The following is a 25,367-nucleotide window of genomic DNA, read 5'->3' as shown; positions in this document are numbered from 1 at the left end:
AATTCTTTAAAAGAGATTTTGATAATGATTGAAGCGGCAAACTCCTCTTTTGACTTTGCAGCTTATTTGGCAAATTCAAAAAAATTAATCGAAGCTGCTCTGGATGATTCTCTAGGACCAGAGAATCCCGATGTACTTAGGGAGGCAATGCGTTATTCCCTTTTGGCAGGGGGGAAAAGATTAAGACCAATTTTGTGTTTAGCAGCTTGCGAGTTGGCCGGAGGTAGCTCCTCAAAAGCAATCCCAACAGCGGTTGCTCTTGAGATGATTCATACAATGTCCTTAATTCATGATGATCTCCCTGCGATGGACAATGATGATCTTCGCCGGGGGAGACCCACGAATCACAAGGTATATGGAGATGCACTTGCAATTCTCTCTGGAGATGCCCTGCTTACAAGGGCATTTGAAATGGTTGCAATACGTACTCCTGAAGTCGCTTCGGAAAGGTTGCTTAAAGTTGTGGGTGAACTTTCCTTGGCGGCAGGTGCCCCGGGTCTCGTTGGCGGTCAAGTAGTAGACCTTGAAAGCGAGGGTAAGGAAGTTGATCTAGAAACACTTGAATACATTCACTTGCATAAAACAGGAGCTCTTCTGAAAGCATGCGTTACGTGTGGTGCAATTATTGGCGGAGCCAATGAAACTCTTCTTGCGGCATTGTCCACATATGCAAAAGGTATTGGCTTGGCTTTTCAAATCATCGACGACATTTTGGATGTTACCTCTAGCAGCGAGGTCTTAGGTAAAACAGCAGGAAAAGATCTTATCGCCGATAAAACTACTTATCCAAAATTACTTGGTCTGGATGCTTCAAGAGATCGTGCAAAAGAGCTTGTGATTCAAGCAAAAGGTGCTTTAGATCCCTGGAAGGATGGCGCGGCTCCATTATTAGCTTTGGCTGACTACATTACAAATCGTGATAGATGACAAATCCAGAAACTTTTATTTCTTTTCTTTCTCAATTAATGAATAATTCCGTTTTAGCTTGGGGATTGATAGCTTGCGGTTTAGCACAAATTTCAAAACTTTTTTTTGAAATTGTAAAGAATGGAAAGGTTAGACCCTCAGTACTTTTTGAGACTGGAGGTATGCCATCAAGTCACTCCGCATTGGTTTCAGGAACGGCATCAGGCGTTGGATGGGAGAGAGGATTTGATGATCCAATTTTTGCTTTAGCCGCAACAATTGCTTTTATTATTATGTATGACGCAAGCGGTATAAGATTAGCTGCTGGCCTTACTGCGCAGAAAGTTAATGAGTTAATTGAAATTAAAAATATCCCAGTCGATAAACCACTCAAAGAAAGCCTAGGGCATACGCGAGCGCAAGTTATTGTTGGTAGTTTATTTGGACCCAGCATTGCTTTGCCAGGAATAATTTTTATTGGTTCTCCATTAGATTTGATTCATTCAGTACAGTCTATTTTTGGGTGAAGAAATCAAAAGAGATAGCTTATTTGCGCGAACTTACTAATGATCAGAAAACCGCATTTAAGTCATTTTCCTCATGGCTTGAAATTGAGAATATTGATCAGCCATTTGTTTTGACTGGATTCGCTGGTAGTGGCAAGACTTTTACAGCAATGAAATTCTTAAAATTAGTAGACAGTAAAAAGCTTTGCTGGACGGTAGTGGCACCAACTCATAAGGCAGTAAATGTATTAAGAAAAGCATTAGATAATGAGGGACTTCAATCTACATGGTACCCCTCTACTTTGCAGAGACTTTTACGTTTAAAACTTAAAAGGCAAAAAGACAAAGAGATTTGTGAAGAAACGGTTCATACTTTAGAGTCTTTACAAAGACTATCTTTAGTAGTCGTTGATGAGTCATCAATGATTGACTATAATCTCTTGAAAATATGCATGAAATGCGCGGATATCTCGGGAACTCGACTTGTATTTATAGGAGATCCTGCTCAATTAACTCCCGTAGGAGAAGACAATAGTGCTGTTTTTTGTTTGAAAACTAAATATAGTGCTCATTTAAGTCAGGTGGTAAGACATAAAGGGCCTATTTTAAGATTGGCTAATGGTATTAGAGATTCTTCCTTACCTTGTCACCAACCTCCTATTTTTGATGTCTCTACTTTTCAAAAATGTTCTTTAAGATGTTCACATAAAAAAACATGGCTGGAAGCTGCTAAATCAAAATTGGCTTCTGCTTCAATTAATTGTAATCCCGATGAGGCGAGAATTCTTTGCTATACAAATAAACTTTTAGAGAAATTGGTCCCATATGCCAGAGATGCTGTTTATGGAGATATGGCTGAACAGCTAGCCGTTTTACCTGGGGAGGTTTTGATTTCTAGAGGGGCCATAATGGCTGGTGCATCAACTTTGACTTTTTCAAAAAGTGATGATTCTGATTTACTTATTAATTCAAATAGAGAGATGACGGTCTTAGATGTAAAAACTGAGAAATTTAACTCATTTAATTTTGGAATTGATGATATTCATGATTTTTCATTACCAATAATAGAGACTTTAGTAGCTAATGTTAAATGTGGGGAACGAGAGTTCTCTTTAAGGCTTCAGCCACAAGCAGGCTCAAATTCAAGAATGATACTTGATCAGTTTTTAAAAAGATGTAGTCAAAGGGCCAAATCAGCGAGCAAAAGAGACAGTAAAAAATTATGGAAACTATTTTTTTTGACAAGGGATTCATTTGCTTCAGTTGGACCTGCTTCAGTGTTAACAGTGCACCGTAGTCAAGGAAGTACTTTTGAGAATGTTTTCATTGCACCTGATGTGTTTTGGCCCTCTGATATAGCCTTAAGACAAAAATTAGTTTATGTAGCTGTAAGTAGAGCAAGTGAAGAAGTTTGGCTGGTTGGGAATTCCGATAAAAATATAGAAATTAGACAATGGAAAGATTATCTATGTGAGAGATAGGGATTTTTGTTATGAGTGTTTTCTATGAGGAATCATGCCTCATAAATTTTTAGCATTTTTTATAACGGAAAGTAGCCATAATTCCAGAACATTTGAAGCAGTGGGCCAATGTAAATGCATCCAACTAGCATGTAAGTTCCTTTCACTCCACCCTTCTTTGCAAGTTGGAAAATTCCAACCTTTGACTTCCCAGATACGGGAAAATTCTATTTGTCTATACTTTTGAAAATTCATTTGATTAGAAGAGAAGTTTTTGGAAATGGGATTAATTTGCCAATTATGGAATTCGTGACCAATTAGTTTCTGACCTTTGTTTAAAATCAGGCTATTTTTTAGACTGAAAAGTTCGCGATATCCAACATCTAGTGATCCTTTTGAAGCCTCAAAAGGTAATATCCCTGCCATTTTATGTCTTTTACCCTCTAGGTCAGTAAGACTTTCTCCTAGGAGTAGCATCCCACCACATTCGGCATAAACAGGATGATTATTTATGAACTTTTGAAGTGAAGTTATACTTTTTTTTGAGCTACTCAGTATGTCGGCAAACTTTTCAGGAAAACCTCCTGGTAAAATTAAACCTTTTGCTACTGCCGGTATGGGTTCATTTTCTGTCGGTCGCCATGAAATCGTGGGCATACCTATCTTTTCGAGGTATTCTCTAGTCTCTGGATAACAAAAATGAAAAGCCTTATCATCTGCTATCGCTATTGGATATTTAGTCATAGAAGTATATTTTTCTAAATTCATATCATTGATAAAATGATTTTTTACACTTGAGTTGGGTGCTTTAAGAATATTTTTTATTTTTTTTAGGTCTAAAAAATTTGCAGCATTTTTTGCCATGAATTCAAGTCTTTTTGACAGATCTACAATTTCAGCAGGTGGATATAGTCCTAAATGTTTACTCGGCAAATCAAAGTAAGGGTTTGTTGGAACGAATCCTAAAACATCAATACCTATTGAACTTATGACTTCCTTCAATAACTCTTTATGTCTTTTAGTATTTACATGGTTAAGAACTACCCCAACAATATTTGTTGTGGCTTCATGATTTTGAAATCCTTTAATCAAAGCACAGATTGAATGTGCTTGTCCCTTTGCATTAATGGTCAGAATGATAGGTAATTTTAACTTTCTAGCTACATCTGCTGTACTCCCAAGTGAAGAGCTTCCCAGACCGTCATATAAGCCCATCACACCTTCAACAAGTGTGAGTTCAGCAGCACTACCATATTCTAAAAAATTTGATATCACCCATTTATCGTTACTTATAACTAGGTCGAGGTTTCTGCACTTTCTCTTGGAAGCTTTACTTAAAAGGGAAGAGTCAAGATAATCCGGTCCCACTTTAAATGTTTGTATTGACTGTCCATTACTACTTGCCCAGGCGGCAATCATGAGACTTACAAGTGTCTTACCACTATTACTTGAGGGTGCTGCAATCACACATGCCATGGGATTTACATGAAAATAATCATTTATTTTTTCTTAGAAGTTGATGAGGAATTCAATAATTTCAAGGCAATAGGTGCAGCACTTGCAAGCAATGGGCTAGAGGTACCTCTACTACTAGATAGTAGTCTGGCGACATCTGTTTCAACTGATTTATATTGCACGGGAACAACTTCCTCAATAAGCTCCATACTGGCCATACCTCCAGCCTCAAGTCTCATACATTCTCCGGATTCAGAGGCCAAAATCACACAGAGTGATTTCTGAGGGTTATCTTTGGGTTTGCATATGAGTCGTAAACCTACCAATTGTCCAGGATGTATGCTTGGATTGCCCACTGGTAGAGGGGTAAGACGAAAATTTACTGTCTCACCATCTGGTCTAGTGAAACGTGCTTCAACAAAATTTCCTACTTTTGATTTGCTGTTAATTAAGGTCCAATTCAGTCTGTCTGCTAGCCATGCCAATAAAAGCAATCCTTGCACTGGATGATCACCTTCTATGTCTATATCAAAGTTGATGACATTATGTAAGTAATTCCTTCTTTGTAGTGAGTCAAAAACCATTGCAAGAGTTTCTCTCCAACTTCTTAGTCTCAGCCAATTCAGGTCATTTACAGCATGAGCAGCATCAAGTTTATCGTTAAGTAATTGTAGACATGTTTTGGGATTACCAAGTGCTGTGTCAATGATTAAACGACGACTTGGAATAGCTAATTTCTCAAATAATTGTGGTGCCTCATCTAAACTTCCATTCCACCAAATCCATGAAGGCAGATCCTCAGGAACCAATTCTGTAAGAATATCTAAACCATCATCCAGACATCTCCGGTTACCCCTGAGCACAACTACATCACCACATGCATTGTTTCCACCACCCTCTTCAGGAAGAGGGCAATAAGCTGCGACTAAAGATTCGAGTGTTTCTCCATTTTTTAAGGTTGGGGCTAATGTTATTAATCGCCTGGGCTGCAACTCACTAATAGCTGAATCTATATGTTGACCTCGAAGATCCTCTGTTAAAATTTCCGATTGATCAAGCGGAATTGAGGATGAGACACTTATGTCTAATGGGGGGGTGCTATGATGTAATTTATTGTCGAGAATAAATTCTTTCGCCGCTTCAATTACTTCAAGCCTTTGGTTTCCAAGAATAGGTCCTTTTACTCGTCCTTCTTGAATTAATTTTTGCTCTATCCAAGCTGGCTGCCAAATTATAAGAGAAAATGTATTAGCTCCTTTGTTACCGCTTTCATCATGAGACCACAATTGCTGAAGATAGCTAGGTATCTCCGAGGGAGGTAATTGAATAGGAGTTTGAACTGTTAGTTGAGGTGCCATAAGAAATGTGTTTTGTAATCTGTTTATTGACTTAGGGACGTCGCCATAACAAATGATCTTTCGCTAATAGTGCATCTGATTCAGCAGGTCCCCATGTTCGAGATTCATAAGGGTATATGGGTAGTTGCCAGGGGACATCGTCTATTAGCTCTAATAAAGGAGTATAGAGTCTCCATGCTGCCTCAACTTCGTCACTTCTTGTAAAGAGAGTTGGATCTCCCAGCATTGCGTCTGCTAATAACCTTACATATCCCTCATCAGAAGGTTCCCCGAAGGATTCATCATAAGAAAACTCCATTTCAACTGGTCGGCTTCGCATACCAGAGCCTGGCGACTTTACTTCAAATTTAAATTCTGCACCTTCGTTGGGTTGAATTCGAAGAATTAATTGATTAGAAGTTGGAGTCCCGCCTGCTGAATCAAAAAGGTGTACCGGAGCCTCTCTGAATGTAAGAACAACTTCACTTAGTCTTTTCGGTAATCTTTTTCCTGTCCTTATAAAGAAGGGAACCCCTTGCCATCTCCAATTATTGATAAAAATTTTCGTAGCTACATATGTTTCAGTTGTACTGTTCGGATTAACACCTGCTTCACTTCTGTATCCCAAGAGAGGATTACTACTGTTGCCGCCTGCTGCATATTGCCCTCTTACGCAACAATTCCATGGCTCGAGTTCACTCGCTAAATGAGCAGCTTGAAGAACTTTTGCTTTTTCGTTACGTATTGCTTCTGGGTCAAAATGCCCAGGTGGTTCCATTGCTGTTAAAGCGAGCATTTGAGTCATGTGGTTTTGAACCATGTCTCTTAGTGCTCCCGAACTTTCATAATATCCAGCTCTGTCCTCTACACCTACTGTTTCAGAGCTGGTAATTTGAACACTGGAGATAAAATTTCTATTCCACAGGGGTTCAAAAATTGCATTTGCAAACCTTAAAACAAGAATATTCTGGACAGTTTCTTTACCTAAATAATGGTCTATCCTGAATACTTGACTTTCTTGACAACAGCTAAGAACTAGTTTGTTAAGTGATTGAGCACTGCTGTAATCCCTACCAAAGGGCTTTTCAATCACTACACGACTTCGCTTTGGATCACTCAATAGACCTGCTGAGGAAAGTGCTTTACATCCTGCACCATAAAATTTTGGAGATACTGAGAGATAGAATGTTCTGTTTCCGTGAGTAGCTTTTAGGCGGTCAATTTCTTTAAGACGCTCTCCCAAGTTGACTACATCATCTGGACGTTGAAGATCTACAGGTTCGTAAAAAAGGCAAGAAGAGAAACTCTCCCATTCTTTTTGATTACTTTCTGCTTGACCTTTAAGTGCAACTCCCATCTTTGAGCGGAATTCTTCATCATTCCACGGTCTCCTAGCGCAACCAAGGATGGCGAATTCGCTTGGTAGTCTTCTTTGCTTAAAAAGTTCAAAAAGAGCTGGAACTAATTTTCGATGAGTTAGATCTCCACTGGCTCCAAAAATTACTAGACATTGTGGAGGAATAACCCTTTCCTGTCTAAGTCCAATTCTTAATGGATTCGTTACTGGCATGCTCATTATATTGGCCTTACTAGGTGTTCTTTAATAATTCAAATATTTATTTTGTGGATTGCTATGTTTTATTCTGGGATGCCCAAATAATCGAGGATAATTATTCGCTTGTTTGTCTAATGAATTTATTTTTTAGTATGTTTCTGCATGCCATCTTCCAGCTTTTCTGAGTTGAGGTCTTAATTCAGACCAATTAAGCCCCTTAGCAGCAGCAGCAGTTGTCATAGCCTCATCAATACCAGGTTCCATACCTTTAAGCCCACAAAGATATATGTGCGTTTTGGGGTTTTCTATCATGTTGAAAATTTCTTCAGCATGCTCAAGGACTCTATCTTGTATGTACATTCTTCCGCCTTTTGTATTTTGTTGCTCTCTACTTATTGCTTTTGTGTAAATTAGGTTCTCAGGGAATTGTTTTTTATAATGCTCGAAATCCTCATCATAAAGAAGATTAGCTGTTTTAGGTGCTCCCATAAATAACCAGGCTTTTCCCCTGAAATTCCAATTGTTTTTTTCTTTTTCAGTTGGTTCAAACATTCTTCTTAGATACGCTCTCATAGGAGCAATACCTGTCCCTGTTGCCAGCATTATTATGTTTGCATCTTCTTCATCTGGAAGGAGCATTTCTTTCCCGACAGGGCCACTTATTTTAACTTTGTCTCCTTTTTGTAAGTCACACAAATAGGTTGAGCAAACGCCATTGATCGTCTCGCCATCTTTTTCATATTGAAGCTGCCTTACACACAAAGAGACTGTGTTACCTGCATAATTATCTCCATGTCTTGTACTAGCAATAGAATATAACCTTGGTTTATGAGGTTTACCCTTTGCATCCTCTCCAGCAGGGATGATGCCTATACTTTGTCCCTCAACATATTTTAGAAAAGGGTCTCCACCGGAAAGATCAAATGTGATGTGTTGAACCTTTCCAAGTGCTCCGTCTTTTAGTACTGAATAATTTTCAGAAACTGTTCCTAAGAATGGGGCTTTTGGTTTATATGTATTGATTGGAATGTCTGAATGTGGTTTTTTAACAGATGGTTTTGGAGGAGCTGATTGAGTTTTTGGGGAAGTTATTTTTTCTGGTTCAGTTGCTTTTACAGGTGAAACCTCTTTGATTGCTGAAGATGAATTTTCTTTTTGTGTATTGTTTTTATCTTTTTTAACAGCTGGCGCGTTTATACCCTCGAATCCAGGCCCAACCACAACACCGACTATTGCAAATAACAGTAGCGAACCAATACCAACTAAAACTGCAGTTGGTGCAGGTGTGCCGAGCAAAGAGGAAAAAGTATACATGGGATTTTTTAATGAAGATAACTTAAAGAATGACTATTCTTCCAACTTGTTTGAAGATGGAGATCACCAAGAAGGGATTAAAGATTATTTCACAGTGGGATCGGAATTTTTGGTTTTGTCTGGATTTGCTTCAGATACTTTAGTTTTTTTAATCGGTTCTATTTTTGGTGGGACAGTGGAAGAGGTTGAGGAAGAGCTATCCGTTCCAATATTTTTGTCAGAGGATATGGATTTTTGGAGTGCTTTGTTCGCAGGGGCATTTTTAACTGGCTGACTTGCCGTTGTTGTTTTTTCTTTTGCTGGTGACTCCGGTTTAGAGCTCTTTTTTGCCGGGCCTTTTGACTCTTCAGTCGTAACAGTTTTTTTTGCAAAGATTTTGTTTTCTATAAAGTAAAAAAAACCAATAATTATTGGAATGTGAGCAAGACCACCTGCGATAACTTTTATTTCTGAATAAGCCATCAAGTATTTGTATTAGATGGTGAGACTACCAATTTTTGGAATCATTTTGTGGAAAAACCTAGTTAGATGTTCATGTTTTGAGATTGGCGGATGTTTTCTTTGTGATTATGAATATCTGATTGTTTCAAGAATGAAATAATATTTAGGTTTTGATATTGGATTATTGGGAGCCTCTGACCATGAAAAAAAACATACATTGAGATTTATAGAGTTGTGTTCAAGAACATACAAATCAAAATTTTTTTACTTAAAAAGACATCCGTATTTATAGACAGAAAAACTGTCATCTTAAGTCTTTAGCAAAGTAGCCCCAAGGGGATTCGAACCCCTGTCGCCTCCGTGAAAGGGAGGTGTCCTAGGCCTCTAGACGATGGGGCCAAGTAGTGACCTTTCTTTTATAACATTGATCACAAATGAAAACTACGGTCCAACCTCACCACTCGTCAAGGTTCCCTCGGTCTTCTCTGGTCCTTGCCAAACAGGTAGCGTAAAGAAAAAGCTTGCCCCCTTGCCTTTTTCAGAAACTACCCATATCCTGCCGCCGTGAACCTCGACAATCCTTCTGCAAACTGAGAGACCAATTCCAAATCCAGAAGTTCTCTCAGAGGTTTGGGGTAATCGAACTCTGTCCAAAAAAATTCTTTTCTGTTCTTCTTCAGGTATTCCTGGCCCACTATCACAAACGCTGATTTCTACCCATTGATTTGTTCTGTGCAGCATCTTTATTGATATGTCCCCTCCATCTTCTGAGTATTTAAGGGCATTCTCAATCAAATTTAGAAGGACCTGTCCAATTCTTCTTTGATCACCAAGAACACTCGGTAAATCCGTTGGTATGTCTGTTTGTATTCCAATGTTTCTTGTAAGCCAAAGTTTTTCGAGTTCGAGAATTACCTCTGCTGAAATATTAGCCAAGTCAATTTTTTGAGGATTGAAGAGTGCTTCCCATCGAGTACTTCCAACCTCTAAAAGATCTTTTGACAATAATTCAATCTCTTCCAATCTTCGCTTGAGAACATCTTGAAATTTTGAAATGCTTATTTGACCAAGTTTTTGGCTTTGTGCGGCAAGAACTGCTGCAGTTAAAGGTGTTCGTAACTCATGTGCAACCATCCTTAAGAGTCTTTCTTGAGATTGAATCCTATTTGTAAGAGTTTCGTTCTCTTGCCTTAGAAAAAGAACTTCATCTTCTAATTGAAGTTCTCTTTGGGTTCGTGCATTGGCATCCAACTCTATTGGGTTTGAATTTAGATCTGATGCAGTAATCAAACCCTCCTGATGCCATCTAGGTATCCAATTTTTAAGTTGATCAAAAATTGCACTGCCTGCAAATATTTGCTTTGGATGGGGAGAAAGCTTTATCAGAGCAGGAATAGCAATAATTTTGTGTAATTCAAGTATTTCTGGATGCTCACTAGGTTCTGCTACTTGTAAAGATACTTTGAAACCAATTTCTTCGCTTTCCAAAAAACCAACAAGTGACCTTAAATCTCCTCTAGTGAGATGGTGACGACCTGCTACAAGAAGTAGCCTCAACTCCTTTATTGGTTTTAGGTCGGCCCTCGACAAGATAATTATCGGTTTAGTTAACTACAATAAAGATCTTAAGAGATTGTGAATCGATTTCCTTACTCCAGGTCAAGAATTTGCAGATCATTTACTACATTACATAGTCTGAGGAATTATTATTTTTCTATTGATTGATTATTTCAATCATGCATTTATTCGAATTATTCTGATCCATTGAAGTATTTTCAAACTTTTTCGATAAAGAAACTAGCAATTGCAGTGACAATTGTTCCACTAGCAATATTTTGCATAAGCCCCTCAATTTTGGCTGCAGATAGATCTTCAAAGAAGGCTGGAAAGTCAGAATCCAATACACCACCAGCGACAAAACAAGATACATTTTTATATCGGCAGATTGGTATCAATTTTTTATGTAGAGCACGAGTAGCAAAAGTTGAGTTTCCAAAGGCATTAGGAATAGCCTCAGCTACATTCGCAGACATAATTGCTCAAAAACACTCAGGTTTCGTTGAGGAGGTGCCTGATAAACAACTTGAACCTAAGCAACTTTATTTAAGCGGAGAAATACAAATACTTGAAGGTGCACTTAAATTCTGCCCCGATCAAGTACCCAAAGATGCTAAGAAAAAGTTCGAGGAATTTTTAAAGAAAGAAAAGAAGTAAGTAAGGGCTAACTTTTAACGAAACATAGAACTTATTGAGCTCTCTTCGTGAATGCGCCAAATTGCTTCTCCAAGCATATTTGCTACCGATAAAATTTCCAGCTGTTTGAAATGTTTAGAGGTTGATACTGGAATACTATTTGTAACAATAACTTGTTCGAAGAGACCTTCCTCAGAGAGTCTCTCATAGGCAGGGGGAGAAAAAACTGCATGCGATGCACAAGCTATAACTCTGTTGGCACCCTCTTTCCTGAGAAGTTCAGCACCTGCATAGATTGTCCCCCCAGTATCAATCATGTCGTCAATAAGAATTGCTGTCTTGTTTGAAACTTCTCCTATGACAGTTAAACTTTCAGCAACATTATGTCCTGAGCGTCTTTTATCAATAATTGCAAGGGGTGAGTCTTTCATTTGCTTTGCGAATGCTCTTGCTCTTGCGACGCCACCAACGTCTGGTGAAACAACTACAATTTCGCCAAGATTTTGTTTGGAGAGATAATCAACTAAAACTGGTGAACCATATATATGATCGCAAGGAATATCAAAATAACCTTGAATTTGAGCAGAGTGAAGATCCATTGCTAAGACTCGATCCACGCCAGATTTTGCCAATAAATTTGCCGTCAACTTGGCTGTAATTGACTCTCTACCAGCTGTTTTTCTATCAGCTCTTGCGTAACCAAAATAGGGAATAACAGCTGTTATTTGCCTTGCTGAAGCTCTTTTACAAGCATCCACCATGATCATCAGCTCCATAAGACTGTCATTAACAGGAGCACAAGTTGGTTGGATCAAAAAGACGTCACAACCCCTTATAGATTGTTGGATTTGAACATAAAGCTCACCATCTGCGAATCTTTTAGAGACCAATGGAACATCATCAATGCCAAGATAGTTGGCAATTTCCTTTGCCAATTGTGGATTTGATGTCCCGCTTATTAGACGAAGTCTTTGGGTATCGTGATGGACCTTTTCTGGATGTATTTGTGCCGCTGTTTGAAAACTTGTCACGGTCACTTGATTTGAAAAGATGTTTTCTTATGGTAGAACTCTTCTTGCACCTAATCTAATTAATTAATATCCTTATCTTCGGACTGTGATTTGTTATGTGCCTTTCTTTGTCTCTATCAACAAACATTCTGACCAGGCTTATCCTTCCGAATGCTTTGCAATTACTGAATTCTTGGGATGTTGTCTTAGCAAATATTCTGTGAATGAATCTTCTAGAGAATGCTTGATTAAATAGATTGAGAATATGACTTTTATCATCTTCTTGGAGATGGAGCGATTTTTACAATTGAGAACGGTAGTTGGTTTGAAGCATTTGTGGTATGAAAATTACGATTTTTTTTTTAGTTAGATCGACTCGTGAGGAATTTATCTCAGAAACTACATAAGCTTATTGGGCTTTATGTAATCACTTTTAATACCTTTAATATGTTTAACTCAATTGGGTGGTGACTGGAGGGAATTTTAAAGGCCCTTTTATAGACTTCATTGTTTTGGACATATTTCGAGATCTGAGAAGGATCTGATTTATTTAATGAATCTCCAAAAATTTTCTGATCAATCTTGAATCTCAAATTTATTAAATAAGTAAAAATTTAAGTGCTTTGTGCAAATCAATGAGTGGAATAAGTATTTAGTATTGGAAGTAAAGTAATAATAAATAAAAAGTAAAAAGAGTAAAACTCAATCTTTGAGTTCTTTTAAATATGGCAGTTGATTTTTAATGATTCCCTCTCCATAAGTGTCTTTAGGCTCCAACGAAAAGAAATTAATAAGATTCAAGGTGATCCAAAACCCTGCAAATATCACACCTAACTGGTGAATGATCTTTCCAGCATGACTAATTGAATATTGTCGCATCTCTAATAAAAACTTGATTTATTTCCTCTGTGGACGAGCTTAAGTACATATCAAAAATTTTTTTCTTTTGGATTTACATTTTTAATGAACCAAAATAATTCGAATTTACCAAAGACTTTTGGAGTTTTGATGCATCCAACATCTCTGCCAGGAAGCCCTGTTTGTGGTACTTTTGGAGCCCCTTCGAGGAATTGGATAAAATTACTATCTCAAAATAGTATTGGGGTGTGGCAAATTTTACCCTTAGCTCCTGTCGATAAATTTGGCTCTCCTTATAGTTCTCCTTCAAGTTTTGCCTATAGCCCTTGGTTTCTTGATGCGGATGATTTAATTGCCCAAGATTTTATGCCAGCTGATGTTTTAAAAGACTTGCCTGGCTCAGAAAATATAAATAATTCTGTTATTGATTTTGAATTGGCTGAATTACGTGTAAAAGCAATTGGGGAATATTTAAGAATTTACTGGGCAGATCAAACTCTTGATCGGCATGAGGAATTTGATCTTTGGAAAAAAAGTCAATCTTGGCTTGAAAAACACTCTTTTTTTATGGAACTACGACGAATTAATAAGGAAGTTCCCTGGTGGAACTGGGAAGAGAAGTTTGCAAATTATGATCTTTTTAAGGAAAAATCTGTTTATTTAGAATTAACAAATAACTTATTGGAACACCAATTACTTCAATGGCATTTACATAGACAGTGGAGTTGCTTGAGAAAACTTGCGAATAATATGGGAATAAAAATTTTAGGAGATTTGCCTTTTTACGTATCGAGAGATAGCTCAGATGTATGGGCTAATTCATCTTTATTTTCAATAAAAAAAGATGGGGGTATGCAAAACCAAAGTGGTGTCCCACCTGATTATTTTTCCGAAACGGGACAATTATGGGGTACGCCTGTTTACAGATGGCAAAAACATAAAACTACAAGATATGGTTGGTGGCGAGGCCGAATTAAAAGACATCTTGAGCAAGTTGACTTACTTCGCATTGATCATTTCAGGGCACTTGATTCTTATTGGTCTATTCCTGGGGGCGACAAAACCGCCAAGAGTGGAAGCTGGAGATCCTCTCCAGGGTTGCAAATATTAAATCGAGTGCGCAGAGATAATCAAGGAAAACTTCCTTTAATTGCAGAGGATCTAGGAGTGATTACATCAAGAGTTTCAGCTTTGCGTGATTATTTTCATCTTCCTGGTATGAAAATTCTTCAATTTGCATTTGATGGTAATACCGATAATCCTTATCTACCCAAAAATATTAGAGGAAACAATTGGATTGTTTATCCTGGGACTCACGATAATGCCCCAACAAATGCCTGGTGGGAATCCCTGAATGAAAAATCAAAAAATTTTATTGGAGATATTATTGGAGATAAATTAATTACTGATGAACCCTCACCAAATTGGAAACTAATTGATATTGGATTGTCAACAGATGCAAAAATTTTCATTTGTACTTTGCAAGATCTATTGGGATTGGGTGAAGAGGGAAGAATTAATAGGCCTGGTTCTTTGGGAGGGAACTGGAATTGGCGGATGAAAGTATTTGATAATAAAGTCAATGAGGTATTAAACAAATACAGTGAGAAAGGAAAATACTGGAAAAGATCCTTTCGTGATGCCTCAAAACTTATTTAGAATTTATTATTTTTTCTTCTCAATATAAATTTCATTAATTATTATATTTGGATTAACTTCATATAGTTTATCCGATTCGTAAATTGTGTTTTCTTGATTATTCATAAGCAATATCGAGGTAATAATTAATACGAAATATAAAATATTCCCATACCAATTTCTAAAAATACCAATATTTATAGGGGAAATTTTATTCCTGGCTGGAGTCAATTTCGTTGGTTCAGATCTATTAAGTATTTCTAGTAAACTTCCTTTTTCAAGATTTAGTTCAGACTCTAGTGATATGAGCATTTTTTTTAAAAAAGTCCTCTCTGGGAGTTGATTAACCCAGCCTTTCTCTATAGCCTCAATAACAACAACTGATATTTTTGTTTTCTTTGATAATTCTTTTCGAGTGAAATTATATTTTTCTCTTTTGAGTCTTAATAAATTGCAAGCATCTGTAAATTCTTTATCTTCAGATAACTTTTGATTACTAATATCCCTGTTTGTAAAAGATGAAAAAAATAATTTTACTTTTTTGATTTTTGACATATTTTTGAATTTATTTAAATTAAGTTTATCCATTCCTCTTCTTGAAGTTCTCGCCATTCACCTTCTCTCAAGTTTCCTAGGGCTATACTTGCAATTGATACTCTTTTAAGGTCAATAACAGAATGACCGAAATATTCTGCAGCTTTTCTAATTTGTCTATTTCTGCCTTCTCTAAGGACTATTTTTAATTGAGAAACATTTTTATCTTGATTTATCTTTTTTATATCAACTTTTGAGGGCAAAGTTTTGTTTTTATCAATAGTGATACCAGCTCTCCAACTTCTTAGCGACGATAAGCTGGGAATACCAGAGACCCAAACATGATAAATTTTTTCATGCTTGAATTTAGGATGGGTTAATTTCATCGTTAACTCACCATTATTTGATAACAACAATGCCCCTCTACTATCAAGATCTAATCTGCCAATAGGATACAATCCTCGTTGTAAAGAAATTGGAAGAAGATCTTTAACGGTCTTTCTTCCCTCAGGATCTTTACATGTTGATATGACACCAACAGGTTTATTTATCAAAATAACTTTTACTTTTCTAAGTGGTTCTATTATTTTTCCATCAACACTTATTTGATCTAATAAAGGATCTGCTTTATCTCCCAAAGAGGCCAATTTTCCATTAACTAAAACTCTGCCCTCTTTTATTAGAAGCTCAGATCTACGTCTAGATGAAAATCCCGCTCTGGATATCAATTTTTGTATTCTTTCATTCATTAATAATTAGATTTAGTACCTATTTGTTAGTGATGAATAAAGATCTATACCATAGATGGAGTTATCTTTCTTATAAGACTATTACCAATTTTTTTAGGATTAAAGGTTTTCCGAATTAACTTTAATAAATCTCTAATATCACTGACGTTTATTTTTTCATCTTTGATTAAACTCATTAGCAAACTTTTTCTTATTTCAGATCCTTTTGGACCTATCAATAGCTTCAAGCTAGCAGTTGCTACAGGTATGAGTTCATCCCCAGGAACATCTGAATCTTCGATTAAAACACCAAATAAATTTTCTAATCTGTTAACTCTTAAATTACCGTTTTCGTCAAAAATAACTTGCAATAAAATTTCTAGCATTTCAGTCTCATCAGAAGTAAGTAACCTTTTAGCTACATAGGGGTATGCCAGGCTAACTATTTGAAATTTCGAATCGAGTTTCAGTGCAAGCCCCTCCTGACTAATTACAGCCCGAATTATTAGTGCAAATCTTGCAGGAACTCTGAAGGGATAATCGAACATTAGTTCAGAAAATTTATTAGTAATTTCTTTAAAATTGAATGAAAAAACATCTTTTTCCATTGCTCCTCCCAATACTTCCTCAAGAACTGGGACAATGGGGTCTAGGTTTTGTGAACTATTTAAAAATCCTAGATCTCTAAAATTCTCAGCTACTGAATAAAAATCCCCGTTAATTATGTTAACAATTGCTTTGGTTAGAGTAATTCTATCTTTATCAGTTATTGAGTCCATCATCCCGAAATCTACATAAGCAAGATGTCCCATTTCTCCTGTATTGCCTTTGAGAGCAAACATATTTCCAGGATGGGGATCGGCATGAAAATAACCAAATTCCAAAAGTTGTCTGATACCACTAATAACCCCTGTCCTAATTATTGAAGAGGGTTCAATTTCATTTTTAAGAAGCTGTTCCTTATTGCTCAGTTTTACTCCTTCAATCCAACTTGTTGTAAGTATTTTTTTTGTTGATAAGCTTTCTTCTACATCCGGAACAGTAACACTGGGGTTAGTTCTAAAAAGTTTGGAAAATCTTTTAGCATTAGCGGCCTCTTTTTTATAGTCAATTTCATCAAATAAACTTTTACCAAATTCATCAATAATTTCTCCAAGACCAACTCCTAAGTTCAAGGGAAGAAGTGGTCCTGAAACTATGCCTAATATTTTTACTAAGACAATATCTCTTCTTATTATAAAATTGAGATTAGGTCTTTGAACTTTGACTGCTACGAATTTATTTTCAGCTAGTTTTGCTTTATAAACTTGACCTAAACTTGCCGAAGCAACTGGCTTAGAGGGAAAGTATTCAAAGAAGTTATCAACATCATCACCCAACTCGGTTTTCAAAATCTCAAGGGCTTTATTATGATCAAATGCTGGTAAGTTATCTTGGAGGTTGGTTAATTCTTCTAGCCAGTCTCTCCTAATTAGGTCCGGCCTAGTTGATAAAGCTTGACCTACTTTTATGAAGCATGGTCCAAGGTCTGTAAGCGTATAAAATATTTTCTTTGCTAGTTTCTTCTGAACCTCCGCATTCTTATTGGATACTTGAAATGTGATTGTTATTACTAAGGATAACAAAGAAAAAATGATATAAGAAAGTCTGGGCAGCCAAATCCATGGCTTCATGAGAAGCCATAAAAAATCTCTCTCAAAGTCATATTCCATTAAGACATCATATATTTTTTTAGACAAGACTTGACTCAAATGTTCAACTGAATAAAAAAAAGCTTTCCAAAAAGCTCAAAATCAAATGCCATTTTATGGAAATCTCCTCTTTTTTAAGATCTTTTAAAGGCAGACGATTATTCTTTCCTTCCCATGGAGGAGGCTCTGGGCTTTCTTCGAGCTCGAAACGACTTATGAACCAGGGGCCTGGACAGTTGGATCTACCTGAGTTGCCTGACTTTGGTGGTCCTTTGCTATCTGAGGGCGTGGTAGCTGACAGTCAAAAAATATCAGCAAAGATATTCGGTGCAAAAAGGTGTTGGTACGGCGTTAACGGTGCTACTGGTTTATTGCAAGCTGCACTTTTATCAATTTCGAAACCTGGCGGATCAATTTTAATGCCAAGGAATGCTCATCAAAGTGCAATTTATGCTTGCATTTTAGGAAATCTAAAGCCTGTTTTTTTTGATTTGCCCTTTCTTGAAGATAGGGGGCATTTCAATTCCCCAGATTTGAATTGGATAAAAAAAATACTCAATAATTTACCCAAAGATGTTCCCCCCCTTCAAGCAGTTTTATTAGTAAATCCCACTTATCACGGTTATTCTTCAAAAATTGAAAGTTTGATATTGGAGTTTCATAAATTGCATATCCCAGTAGTCATAGATGAGGCTCATGGGACACACTTTCTTTCAAAATTAGGAGAATTTCCTTCCTCCGCACTTTGCTTTGGGGCAGATTTAGTAATTCATTCTTTACATAAATCAGCGGGTGGGTTGTGCCAAACAGCAATACTTTGGCAGCAAGGGGATCTAGTGTCCTCAGAGGAGGTTGAAAAATCTCTCAAGGCTCTCCAAACCTCCAGCCCCAGTTCATTATTATTGGCATCTTGTGAATCCTCAATAAGGGAATTAAGTGATGTCAGAGTACAAAAAAAACTTTTGAATCGTTTGAGATCAGCTAAAAATATTTTCTTAAGATTATCTGATTTTGGACTACCTTTGCTGAGAACGGATGATCCACTCAAGTTGATATTACATACGGCCTCAGAAGGAATTAGTGGATTTGATGCTGATGAGTTTTTTATCTCAAGAGGTGTTTTTGCTGAATTGCCCGAGCCAGGTTGCCTTACGTTTTGTTTGGGGTTCTCAAATCACAGAGGGATTGTAAGACAATTAAAAGAAACATGGAATGCTTTAATCTCAATTAAGAAAAGAAAAAGTTCACTAAATGAATTTACTCCGCCACCTTTCCCTTTGATTATGAAGCCAGAATTTTCTTGCTTTTCAGCCTTAAAAGCAAAAAATAAGATTGTTGATTTGGCCGATTCAATAGGAGAAGTTTCTGCTGAGATGATTTGTCCTTACCCTCCAGGAACACCTATGCTAATTCCAGGAGAGTTGATCAATGAAGATTATGTTAATTGGTTGAAATTGCAAAGAACTCTCTGGCCAAATCAAATACCATCTAAATTGCGAGTGATGTTATGAAATATTATAATCTTTAAATTTTCCAAAAAATTTTAATTTACTTCACCTTAATTTTTTATTTTAACTAATTAATTAATGTCTAAAATTTTCTTAAATAATCGTTTTCTTAGTGGATTAGGCGCAGGCATTTTTGGGATAATTATTATTAGTTTAGGAGGATGGTTTTTTGCTATTTCCCTTGGTGTGATTGTGCATCTTGCGTTGCTTGAGTTTTTTAAAATGACAGAATTCGCTGGCATCAGGCCAGCGACTAAGACGACTCTTTTAGCTTGTCAAATCTTATTGATTTCGACTCAATTAGGAATTGATGGAATAATCTCGGATGACCTTAGCGCAGCTGTATTGCCAATATCGGGCGCAGCAATTTGCGGATGGTTATTACTTCAACCAATAACAGGATCTATCTCCGATATTGCTTCTTCTATTTTTGGATTATTCTATTTAGGCTACCTGCCTAGTTATTGGCTCAAGTTAAGAAATCTTTCCTATCAAAGTTTAGGAGGAACCGAATCAACCTTTTCTTTTAATTACGGTTCTTTAAATACAGGAATGTCTATTACATTTTGCGTTTGTTTAATGATAGTTGCGTTTGATATTGGATCATATTTTTTTGGGAGAAAATACGGAAGAAATACTTTGTCGCCTATATCCCCTTCAAAAACAATAGAGGGTGCAGTATGCGGTCTATTGTCTTCAATTATTATTGGCGCAATTTCAATAAATATATTTAATTTGGGAATGAGTAAAATTATGATATTAATATTGGCTTTATTAATCTCCTTTTTTGCTTTAGTTGGCGATCTTACTGAATCTATGATGAAAAGGGATGCAGGTATTAAAGATTCAGGGAATGCTTTGCCAGGACATGGAGGAATACTTGATAGGATAGATAGTTATCTTTTCACTCCAGTTATCATATATTACATTCTGATAATAATTTTCCCTCTTTCAATTAGTTGAAATTTAACTTTGAATTGATGAATTGAAAGATAATACTAATTGATTATTTACTATTCCTGCCTCGTTAATTTCTATATTTTTATCAATTGGTATTTCTGATTTATTATTATTAAGTATATTCTTAATAATAATTTTATTTGAATTGTATGATATATGATTTTTACTTATGGCTCCAATACCATTTATTTCAAGATTATTATTCGAAATCTTAATGCTGTTTAAATCTTTTAAGCAAAGAATTTCTTTTGCAATTTGAATTCTTAAATATTCCCACTTTTTTGAAAAAAGTGTTTCTCTAATAGATTTGTCGGATATAACTAAATCCACAAAAATACCGAATTTTTTCTTTAGTAGAAATTTTCTTTTAAAAAGATTTAGCTGGAAACCTATTTCTTCTGTCTCAAGATTAATTTTATCAATCTTTATTTCTTTGAAACATATATCATTTCCTGATAAAATTATTTGTTTGATTTTACCCTTTAGAAAATCAGATATTTCTCCATTCAATTTGATTTTGATAGATTTTGAACTTTCGCATCTAGAAGATAGCCATTTCTCAATACTACTTTCTAGAAGTGTTATGAATAACTCTTTATCTTTTGGATTTGATTTAGTCAATTTCTATGAAATTTTTCCAACTTTCAACAACTATTTCTGGTTTATCGAGATGTGGAAGGTGTCCACAATTATTAATTTCAAAATGATCTATTCCAAGTAGAGAAGTTGACTTTTGTCGATCTAATCTTTTAATTATATTGTCATTTGATCCCCAAATGACATGAATAGGATGACTTGGTTTGGGTAAGTCGAAAGCTGATACACCACCATTTCTTGCAAAAGCAGCAAGTGATCTTTGCCATCCTGGTACTTTTAAGTGAGCAGAGGCTATTTGTTCTTCCTCTTTTCCTACGCTTTTTTGGGGATCTGCAAAAGCTTGTTGACAGAGTTTTTTTCTCACAAAGCTTTGTTTTAGGAACCAAGTGCCAAGTGAATCAAAAGGTCTCGGTACTTTTTTGGATTTAGTTGTGAGTCCAGCCGGGGATAATAAAAAGATTCTATTTATGCGTTCAGGAAAGAGTTTTGCAAATTTGATAGCAACAGCGCCTCCCATAGATGCTCCTATTACGCTAACAGGTTCGTTAATTGAGAGGATTTCTATTATTTTTCTTAAATGCTTTATTAATCCATCAGAGCCGTACTCGTTTGATTTTGGTCTTGGGCAGAAACCGAAACCGTATAAATCAGGAATTATCAATCTATGATTATTTTTTAATAGAGGGGCAATTCTTCTAAATTCTAAAAATGAACTATCAAATCCATGAAGTAACAAAATTGGACTACCAGAACCAACTATTGCTACGGGGTATAATTCTTCTTTTGATTTTGATATTTCATCTAAATAAATCAGCTGAACATTTTCTGCCAAGTTCCTTGCGGATGAGTCATAAAGAGATAACTTAATCTCATTAATTATTTGAGATGTGTTTTTGGTTGAATTCAATTTACTCGATTTAAAAAGTATTTATGTCAATTAAAGAATTTTCTTTATCTAAATCTATTATGGTTTTATAAAGTGATTTTTCATCAATATAAAAAGGTAAACTTTTTAATGAAATTTCATTCATGTATATATATTTGCATATTTCTTTAAGTTCAATTGATTTCACTTTCTCATAACCTAAGGAAGAAATGTCTGTAGGTAAATTTATTTCTTTCATGTATTTTTTCAATTGCATTCTGGCTTGCTTGGCTAATTTGTTTTTGCTGTGTAATTCCTCTAACCGAAGTTGAACTAGTATTCCAAATCCTACAATTTCTCCATGAAGAGATAATTTTGGATGATTCAACTGAGTTATACCATTATGGATGGGATGCGCGGCAGCCGTCCTGCAAGAGGGACCACCTATCCCTCCAATAAGTCCAGCGGTCAAAGCACATCCTTCTGCGACTCTTGCCCAAGCATCACTCGTTGAATCTTCATAGGCTATTTTTCCATCTATAAAAAGTTGATCTCTTAAGACTCTTGCCATTTGAACAGCTTGTTGAACAAAACCATCAGTGCTTTTGCTCGAACTAAGGGAGGCTTCATACCATTTTGCTAAAGCATCTGAAATACCACTTGCAAGTGTTTTTTTAGGGGCACTTCTTACGAAGCCGTGATCAAAAATTAGTAATTTGGGGCAAGATTTTAAAGATTGATCTCTGATAAAAGCGCCTTGTGGAGAATATATATTGGACAGAGCTGTCCAACCAGCGCAAGTTGCTGCACTTAATGGGATTGTTGTGCAAGGAATTGAAAGCCTATCAGCGATAAGCTTTCCTGCATCCAAAACTTTTCCTCCACCAGCTGTGATAATGGAATCACAATTATTTATTTGGGCAAGATTTTCTATTCTTGCTAAATCTTCTTCACAACAGTCATATTTCAATTTTTCCATCATAGGACTGATATTTAGTTCTTTAAGGTCCTTATTTATTTTGTAAGTAAAAGCTTCCGTAGCGCTGCTTCTTCCTAGGATTAGAGGCTTTTTGCTAAACGATGGAATTAATTTCTTACTATTTTCCCAAGCATTTTTTCCACGGATAACTCTCTCTGGCGCAATTTGATTATTTGAAAAATAGTCATTTGATTTCATTATTAATTTTTAAACCTCAACCCAACCTATAAATTGGCACCAGCAAGTTCAGGTTTTTTTGAATTTACATCCAATAACCTTACAGTCACTTTTTTTTCTTCGTCAATGTCAACTATCGCGTTGTCTCCTTCTTTTATTCTTCCTGAGAGAACTTCCTCTGCAAGACTATCTTCTAAAAGTCGCATTACAGCCCTTCTTAGGGGTCTTGCGCCGTAGGCAGGATTGTAACCTTCCTCCACTAGTCTTTCTTTAAAGCTGTCCGAGACACTAAGAGTAATTCCTTTATCCTTGATCCTGGAAAATACTTCTTTTAGCATAATCTCAGCAATATCTTTAACTTCATCTCGTGTGAGTTGTCTAAATACGATTATTTCGTCTAATCTGTTTAAAAATTCTGGCCTGAAATATTGTTTTAGTTCTTCATTAACTAACGATTTAATCCTGTTATATTGACTGTTTTCAATACTTTCTCCTGAGAACTCAAAACCAAGACCGCCGCCACCTTTTTCTATTACTTTAGAACCTATGTTGGAGGTCATTATTATCAATGTATTTTTGAAATCAACAGTTCTTCCCTTCGAGTCGGTTAGACGGCCTTCTTCAAGAAGTTGTAGGAGAAGGTTAAAAACGTCTGGATGAGCTTTTTCGATTTCATCAAAGAGTACGACTGTGTAGGGTCTTCTCCTAACGGCCTCTGTTAGTTGGCCACCTTCGTTAAAACCCACATAACCAGGAGGAGAACCAATGAGTTTACTCACAGTGTGCCTTTCCATAAATTCCGACATGTCAAGTCTTATCATGGCTTCTTCACTTCCAAAGAAATATTGAGCAAGAGCTTTTGTTAGCTCTGTTTTTCCAACTCCAGTTGGACCAGAGAAGATGAAACTTGCTATCGGCCTATTTGGATTTTTTAAACCGACTCTTGCTCTTCTTATTGCTTTAGATACGGCTTTTACAGCTTCATCTTGGCCTATTAATCTCTGATGAAGAGTCTCTTCCATATTAAGAAGTTTTACCGATTCGCTTTCAGTTAGCTTTTGAACAGGTACACCAGTCCAGGAGGCAACTATGTGGGCAATGTCTTCCTCACTCACGATTGGAGATTTAATTTTTAAGTCAATGTTAGATGTCTCTTTTTGTTCTTCGATATTTGTTTCTCCCTCACTTTCTTGAATTTTTTTATTTCCTTGTAAAAGATTACTAATTTTTTCCCGTAATTTAACTTCCTTTTCTTTTAATTCACCAGCCTTATTGAAATCCTGTTCTCTCACTGCTTCTTCTTTTTCTTTTTGAACAGCTCTGAGTTCTTTGTCAACTTCTTTTGCTTCAGGAGGCAGTTTGGAGTTCAATAACCTAACTCTACTTCCAGCTTCGTCTATTAAATCAATAGCTTTATCAGGTAAAAATCTGTCTGATATGTATCTATCGCCCAGATTGGCGGCGGCTTTTAATGCTTCGTCGGTGATTTTTAATCTATGGTGTTGTTCGTATCTTTCTCTGAGACCTTTGAGAATTTCAATAGTGTCATCGATTGATGGTTCTCCGATCATTACGGGTTGAAAACGGCGTTCTAATGCAGCGTCCCTTTCGATGTGCTTTCTATATTCGTCAAGAGTTGTTGCGCCAATGCATTGCAGCTCTCCTCGTGCTAGCGCTGGTTTGAGAATATTTGCCGCATCGATTGCGCCTTCAGCAGCACCTGCACCTATAAGAGTGTGTACCTCATCAATTACTAAAATAACGTTGCCAGCTGACTTTATCTCTTCCATTATTTTTTTTAAACGCTCCTCAAACTCACCCCTGTACTTTGTTCCAGCAATAAGTAACCCAATATCTAAAGTCAGAACTCTTTTTTCTTCAAGAATATCTGGTATTTCGCCCTGCTGGATTCTTTGAGCTAAGCCCTCTGCGATTGCAGTTTTTCCTACACCAGGTTCGCCAATTAATACAGGATTGTTTTTGGTTCTTCTTCCCAGGATTTGAACAACTCTATCGATTTCAGAATGTCTACCAACCACTGGATCTAATTTAGATTCACTGGCTAGTTTTGTAAGATTTGTTCCGAATTCGTCTAGGGTTGCAGTCTTAGCCGATCCCTTTGCGGATCCGCCACCTGCAGCAACTTCGGCAGTTTCACCAAGCATTCTTATTACTTGGGTTCTTACTTTTGTTAGATCTACACCTAAATTCTCAAGTACTCTTGCAGCAACCCCTTCACCTTCTCTGATGAGACCAAGTAATAAGTGTTCTGTGCCAATGTAGTTGTGACCTAATTGTCTTGCTTCTTCAAGGGAGAGCTCTAGAACTCTTTTAGCCCGGGGTGTGAAGGGTATTTCGACAGCAACAAAGCCAGACCCTCTACCAATTATTTTTTCAACTTCAACTCTGGAATCCTTCAAATTGACTCCCATTGATTTCAAAACCTTTGCAGCTACACCAGTACCTTCACCAATAAGCCCAAGTAAAATTTGTTCTGTTCCAACAAAATTGTGCCCAAGGCGTCTAGCCTCTTCTTGAGCAAGCATTATTACCTTGATGGCCTTTTCGGTGAACCTTTCAAACATGTTTCAGGTGCCCAAGATTATGTGTTACCAACTTATCAGGATTGTGAGGCGATTGTGAATGCGATGATCC

21 protein-coding genes and 1 tRNA gene are annotated in these 25,367 nt (G+C 36.5%); 7 read left to right on the top strand and 15 right to left on the bottom strand.

The features are described from left to right. The first annotated feature begins 24 nt into the window (after positions 1–24). From crtE to AC6EJA_RS03100, 3 genes are read left to right on the top strand one after another with little or no spacing between them, the layout of a single operon-like run. Complete coding sequence (gene crtE, locus AC6EJA_RS03110) at positions 25–927, top strand: geranylgeranyl diphosphate synthase CrtE (protein ID WP_498503132.1); 903 nt, start codon at positions 25–27, stop codon at positions 925–927. Further along, positions 924–1,433 (top strand): divergent PAP2 family protein, encoded by a 510-nt coding sequence (locus AC6EJA_RS03105; RefSeq protein ID WP_498503131.1) that lies wholly within the window; start codon positions 924–926, stop codon positions 1,431–1,433. The genes crtE and AC6EJA_RS03105 overlap by 4 nt, the downstream gene beginning before the upstream one ends. Next, positions 1,430–2,893, top strand: coding sequence for an AAA family ATPase (locus AC6EJA_RS03100; protein ID WP_498503130.1), 1,464 nt, complete (start codon positions 1,430–1,432; stop codon positions 2,891–2,893). Before AC6EJA_RS03105 ends, AC6EJA_RS03100 begins: the two co-directional genes overlap by 4 nt. A 39-nt stretch (positions 2,894–2,932) precedes the next feature. Here AC6EJA_RS03100 and AC6EJA_RS03095 read toward each other — a convergent pair whose 3' ends face one another. The 7 genes from AC6EJA_RS03095 to AC6EJA_RS03065 all read right to left on the bottom strand — a co-directional run bounded on the left by AC6EJA_RS03095 (position 2,933) and on the right by AC6EJA_RS03065 (position 10,564). Next, positions 2,933–4,348 (bottom strand): cobyrinic acid a,c-diamide synthase CobB, encoded by a 1,416-nt coding sequence (locus AC6EJA_RS03095; protein ID WP_498503129.1) that lies wholly within the window; start codon positions 4,346–4,348, stop codon positions 2,933–2,935. A gap of 23 nt (positions 4,349–4,371) precedes the next feature. Further along, complete coding sequence (locus AC6EJA_RS03090) at positions 4,372–5,685, bottom strand: glucose-6-phosphate dehydrogenase assembly protein OpcA (RefSeq protein WP_498503128.1); 1,314 nt, start codon at positions 5,683–5,685, stop codon at positions 4,372–4,374. A 31-nt stretch (positions 5,686–5,716) separates the two neighbouring features. Beyond that, positions 5,717–7,240: a glucose-6-phosphate dehydrogenase gene (gene zwf, locus AC6EJA_RS03085; RefSeq protein WP_498503127.1), complete on the bottom strand. Its 1,524-nt coding sequence runs from the start codon at positions 7,238–7,240 to the stop codon at positions 5,717–5,719. A gap of 126 nt (positions 7,241–7,366) precedes the next feature. Continuing rightward, positions 7,367–8,533: an FAD-binding oxidoreductase gene (locus AC6EJA_RS03080; RefSeq protein ID WP_498503125.1), complete on the bottom strand. Its 1,167-nt coding sequence runs from the start codon at positions 8,531–8,533 to the stop codon at positions 7,367–7,369. 84 nt (positions 8,534–8,617) lie between these two features. Then, positions 8,618–8,995: a hypothetical protein gene (locus AC6EJA_RS03075; RefSeq protein WP_498503124.1), complete on the bottom strand. Its 378-nt coding sequence runs from the start codon at positions 8,993–8,995 to the stop codon at positions 8,618–8,620. 305 nt (positions 8,996–9,300) lie between these two features. After that, positions 9,301–9,373 (bottom strand) — tRNA-Glu (locus AC6EJA_RS03070). A 42-nt stretch (positions 9,374–9,415) separates the two neighbouring features. Further along, positions 9,416–10,564: a histidine kinase gene (locus tag AC6EJA_RS03065; RefSeq protein ID WP_498503123.1), complete on the bottom strand. Its 1,149-nt coding sequence runs from the start codon at positions 10,562–10,564 to the stop codon at positions 9,416–9,418. 174 nt (positions 10,565–10,738) lie between these two features. On the opposite strand from AC6EJA_RS03065, the gene AC6EJA_RS03060 reads away from it, so the two are divergent. After that, positions 10,739–11,188, top strand: coding sequence for a DUF8650 domain-containing protein (locus AC6EJA_RS03060; RefSeq protein WP_498503122.1), 450 nt, complete (start codon positions 10,739–10,741; stop codon positions 11,186–11,188). Positions 11,189–11,202: 14 nt separating this feature from the next. Here the strand turns inward: AC6EJA_RS03060 and AC6EJA_RS03055 are convergent, their stop codons facing one another. After that, on the bottom strand, positions 11,203–12,198 hold the full coding sequence (locus AC6EJA_RS03055) for a ribose-phosphate pyrophosphokinase (RefSeq protein WP_498503121.1): 996 nt from the start codon (positions 12,196–12,198) through the stop codon (positions 11,203–11,205). A gap of 942 nt (positions 12,199–13,140) precedes the next feature. On the opposite strand from AC6EJA_RS03055, the gene malQ reads away from it, so the two are divergent. After that, positions 13,141–14,694, top strand: coding sequence for a 4-alpha-glucanotransferase (gene malQ, locus AC6EJA_RS03050; RefSeq protein WP_498503120.1), 1,554 nt, complete (start codon positions 13,141–13,143; stop codon positions 14,692–14,694). 6 nt (positions 14,695–14,700) lie between these two features. Here the strand turns inward: malQ and AC6EJA_RS03045 are convergent, their stop codons facing one another. The 3 genes from AC6EJA_RS03045 to AC6EJA_RS03035 are packed head-to-tail and all read right to left on the bottom strand — an operon-like array spanning position 14,701 to position 17,647. Beyond that, positions 14,701–15,285, bottom strand: a complete 585-nt coding sequence (locus tag AC6EJA_RS03045; RefSeq protein WP_498503119.1) for a helix-turn-helix domain-containing protein — start codon at positions 15,283–15,285, stop codon at positions 14,701–14,703. After that, positions 15,243–15,956 (bottom strand): pseudouridine synthase, encoded by a 714-nt coding sequence (locus tag AC6EJA_RS03040; protein ID WP_498503118.1) that lies wholly within the window; start codon positions 15,954–15,956, stop codon positions 15,243–15,245. Before AC6EJA_RS03040 ends, AC6EJA_RS03045 begins: the two co-directional genes overlap by 43 nt. Before the next feature lie 44 nt (positions 15,957–16,000). Then, positions 16,001–17,647, bottom strand: a complete 1,647-nt coding sequence (locus AC6EJA_RS03035; RefSeq protein WP_498503534.1) for an ABC1 kinase family protein — start codon at positions 17,645–17,647, stop codon at positions 16,001–16,003. A gap of 194 nt (positions 17,648–17,841) precedes the next feature. Between AC6EJA_RS03035 and AC6EJA_RS03030 the strand changes: the two genes are divergently transcribed. Together AC6EJA_RS03030 and AC6EJA_RS03025 are read left to right on the top strand one after the other, a co-directional pair. Continuing rightward, positions 17,842–19,137 carry an Orn/Lys/Arg family decarboxylase gene (locus tag AC6EJA_RS03030; protein WP_498503117.1) on the top strand — a complete coding sequence of 432 codons (1,296 nt, stop codon included), beginning with the start codon at positions 17,842–17,844 and terminating at the stop codon, positions 19,135–19,137. Positions 19,138–19,212: 75 nt separating this feature from the next. Continuing rightward, on the top strand, positions 19,213–20,097 hold the full coding sequence (locus AC6EJA_RS03025; RefSeq protein ID WP_498503116.1) for a phosphatidate cytidylyltransferase: 885 nt from the start codon (positions 19,213–19,215) through the stop codon (positions 20,095–20,097). 3 nt (positions 20,098–20,100) lie between these two features. On the opposite strand, the gene AC6EJA_RS03020 is transcribed toward AC6EJA_RS03025, so the two are convergent. Genes AC6EJA_RS03020 through AC6EJA_RS03005 form a run of 4 tightly spaced genes read right to left on the bottom strand, consistent with a single transcriptional unit; the run spans position 20,101 to position 25,297 of the window. Further along, the gene (locus AC6EJA_RS03020) at positions 20,101–20,715 is read right to left on the bottom strand and encodes a hypothetical protein (protein ID WP_498503115.1); all 615 of its coding nucleotides are present in this window, start codon (positions 20,713–20,715) and stop codon (positions 20,101–20,103) included. Next, positions 20,708–21,598 (bottom strand): alpha/beta fold hydrolase, encoded by an 891-nt coding sequence (locus tag AC6EJA_RS03015; protein WP_498503114.1) that lies wholly within the window; start codon positions 21,596–21,598, stop codon positions 20,708–20,710. Before AC6EJA_RS03015 ends, AC6EJA_RS03020 begins: the two co-directional genes overlap by 8 nt. Positions 21,599–21,608: 10 nt before the next feature. After that, the gene (locus AC6EJA_RS03010) at positions 21,609–22,733 is read right to left on the bottom strand and encodes an iron-containing alcohol dehydrogenase family protein (RefSeq protein WP_498503113.1); all 1,125 of its coding nucleotides are present in this window, start codon (positions 22,731–22,733) and stop codon (positions 21,609–21,611) included. A 26-nt stretch (positions 22,734–22,759) separates the two neighbouring features. Beyond that, entirely contained in the window at positions 22,760–25,297 is a 2,538-nt protein-coding gene (locus AC6EJA_RS03005; protein ID WP_498503112.1) for an ATP-dependent Clp protease ATP-binding subunit, read from the bottom strand. Between the last annotated feature and the right edge of the window lie 70 nt (positions 25,298–25,367).

The sequence above is a fragment of the Prochlorococcus sp. MIT2309 genome (assembly GCF_059772305.1).
The sequence above is the reverse complement of the archived record's forward strand: the minus strand, read 5'-3'. Positions and strand labels throughout refer to the sequence as shown.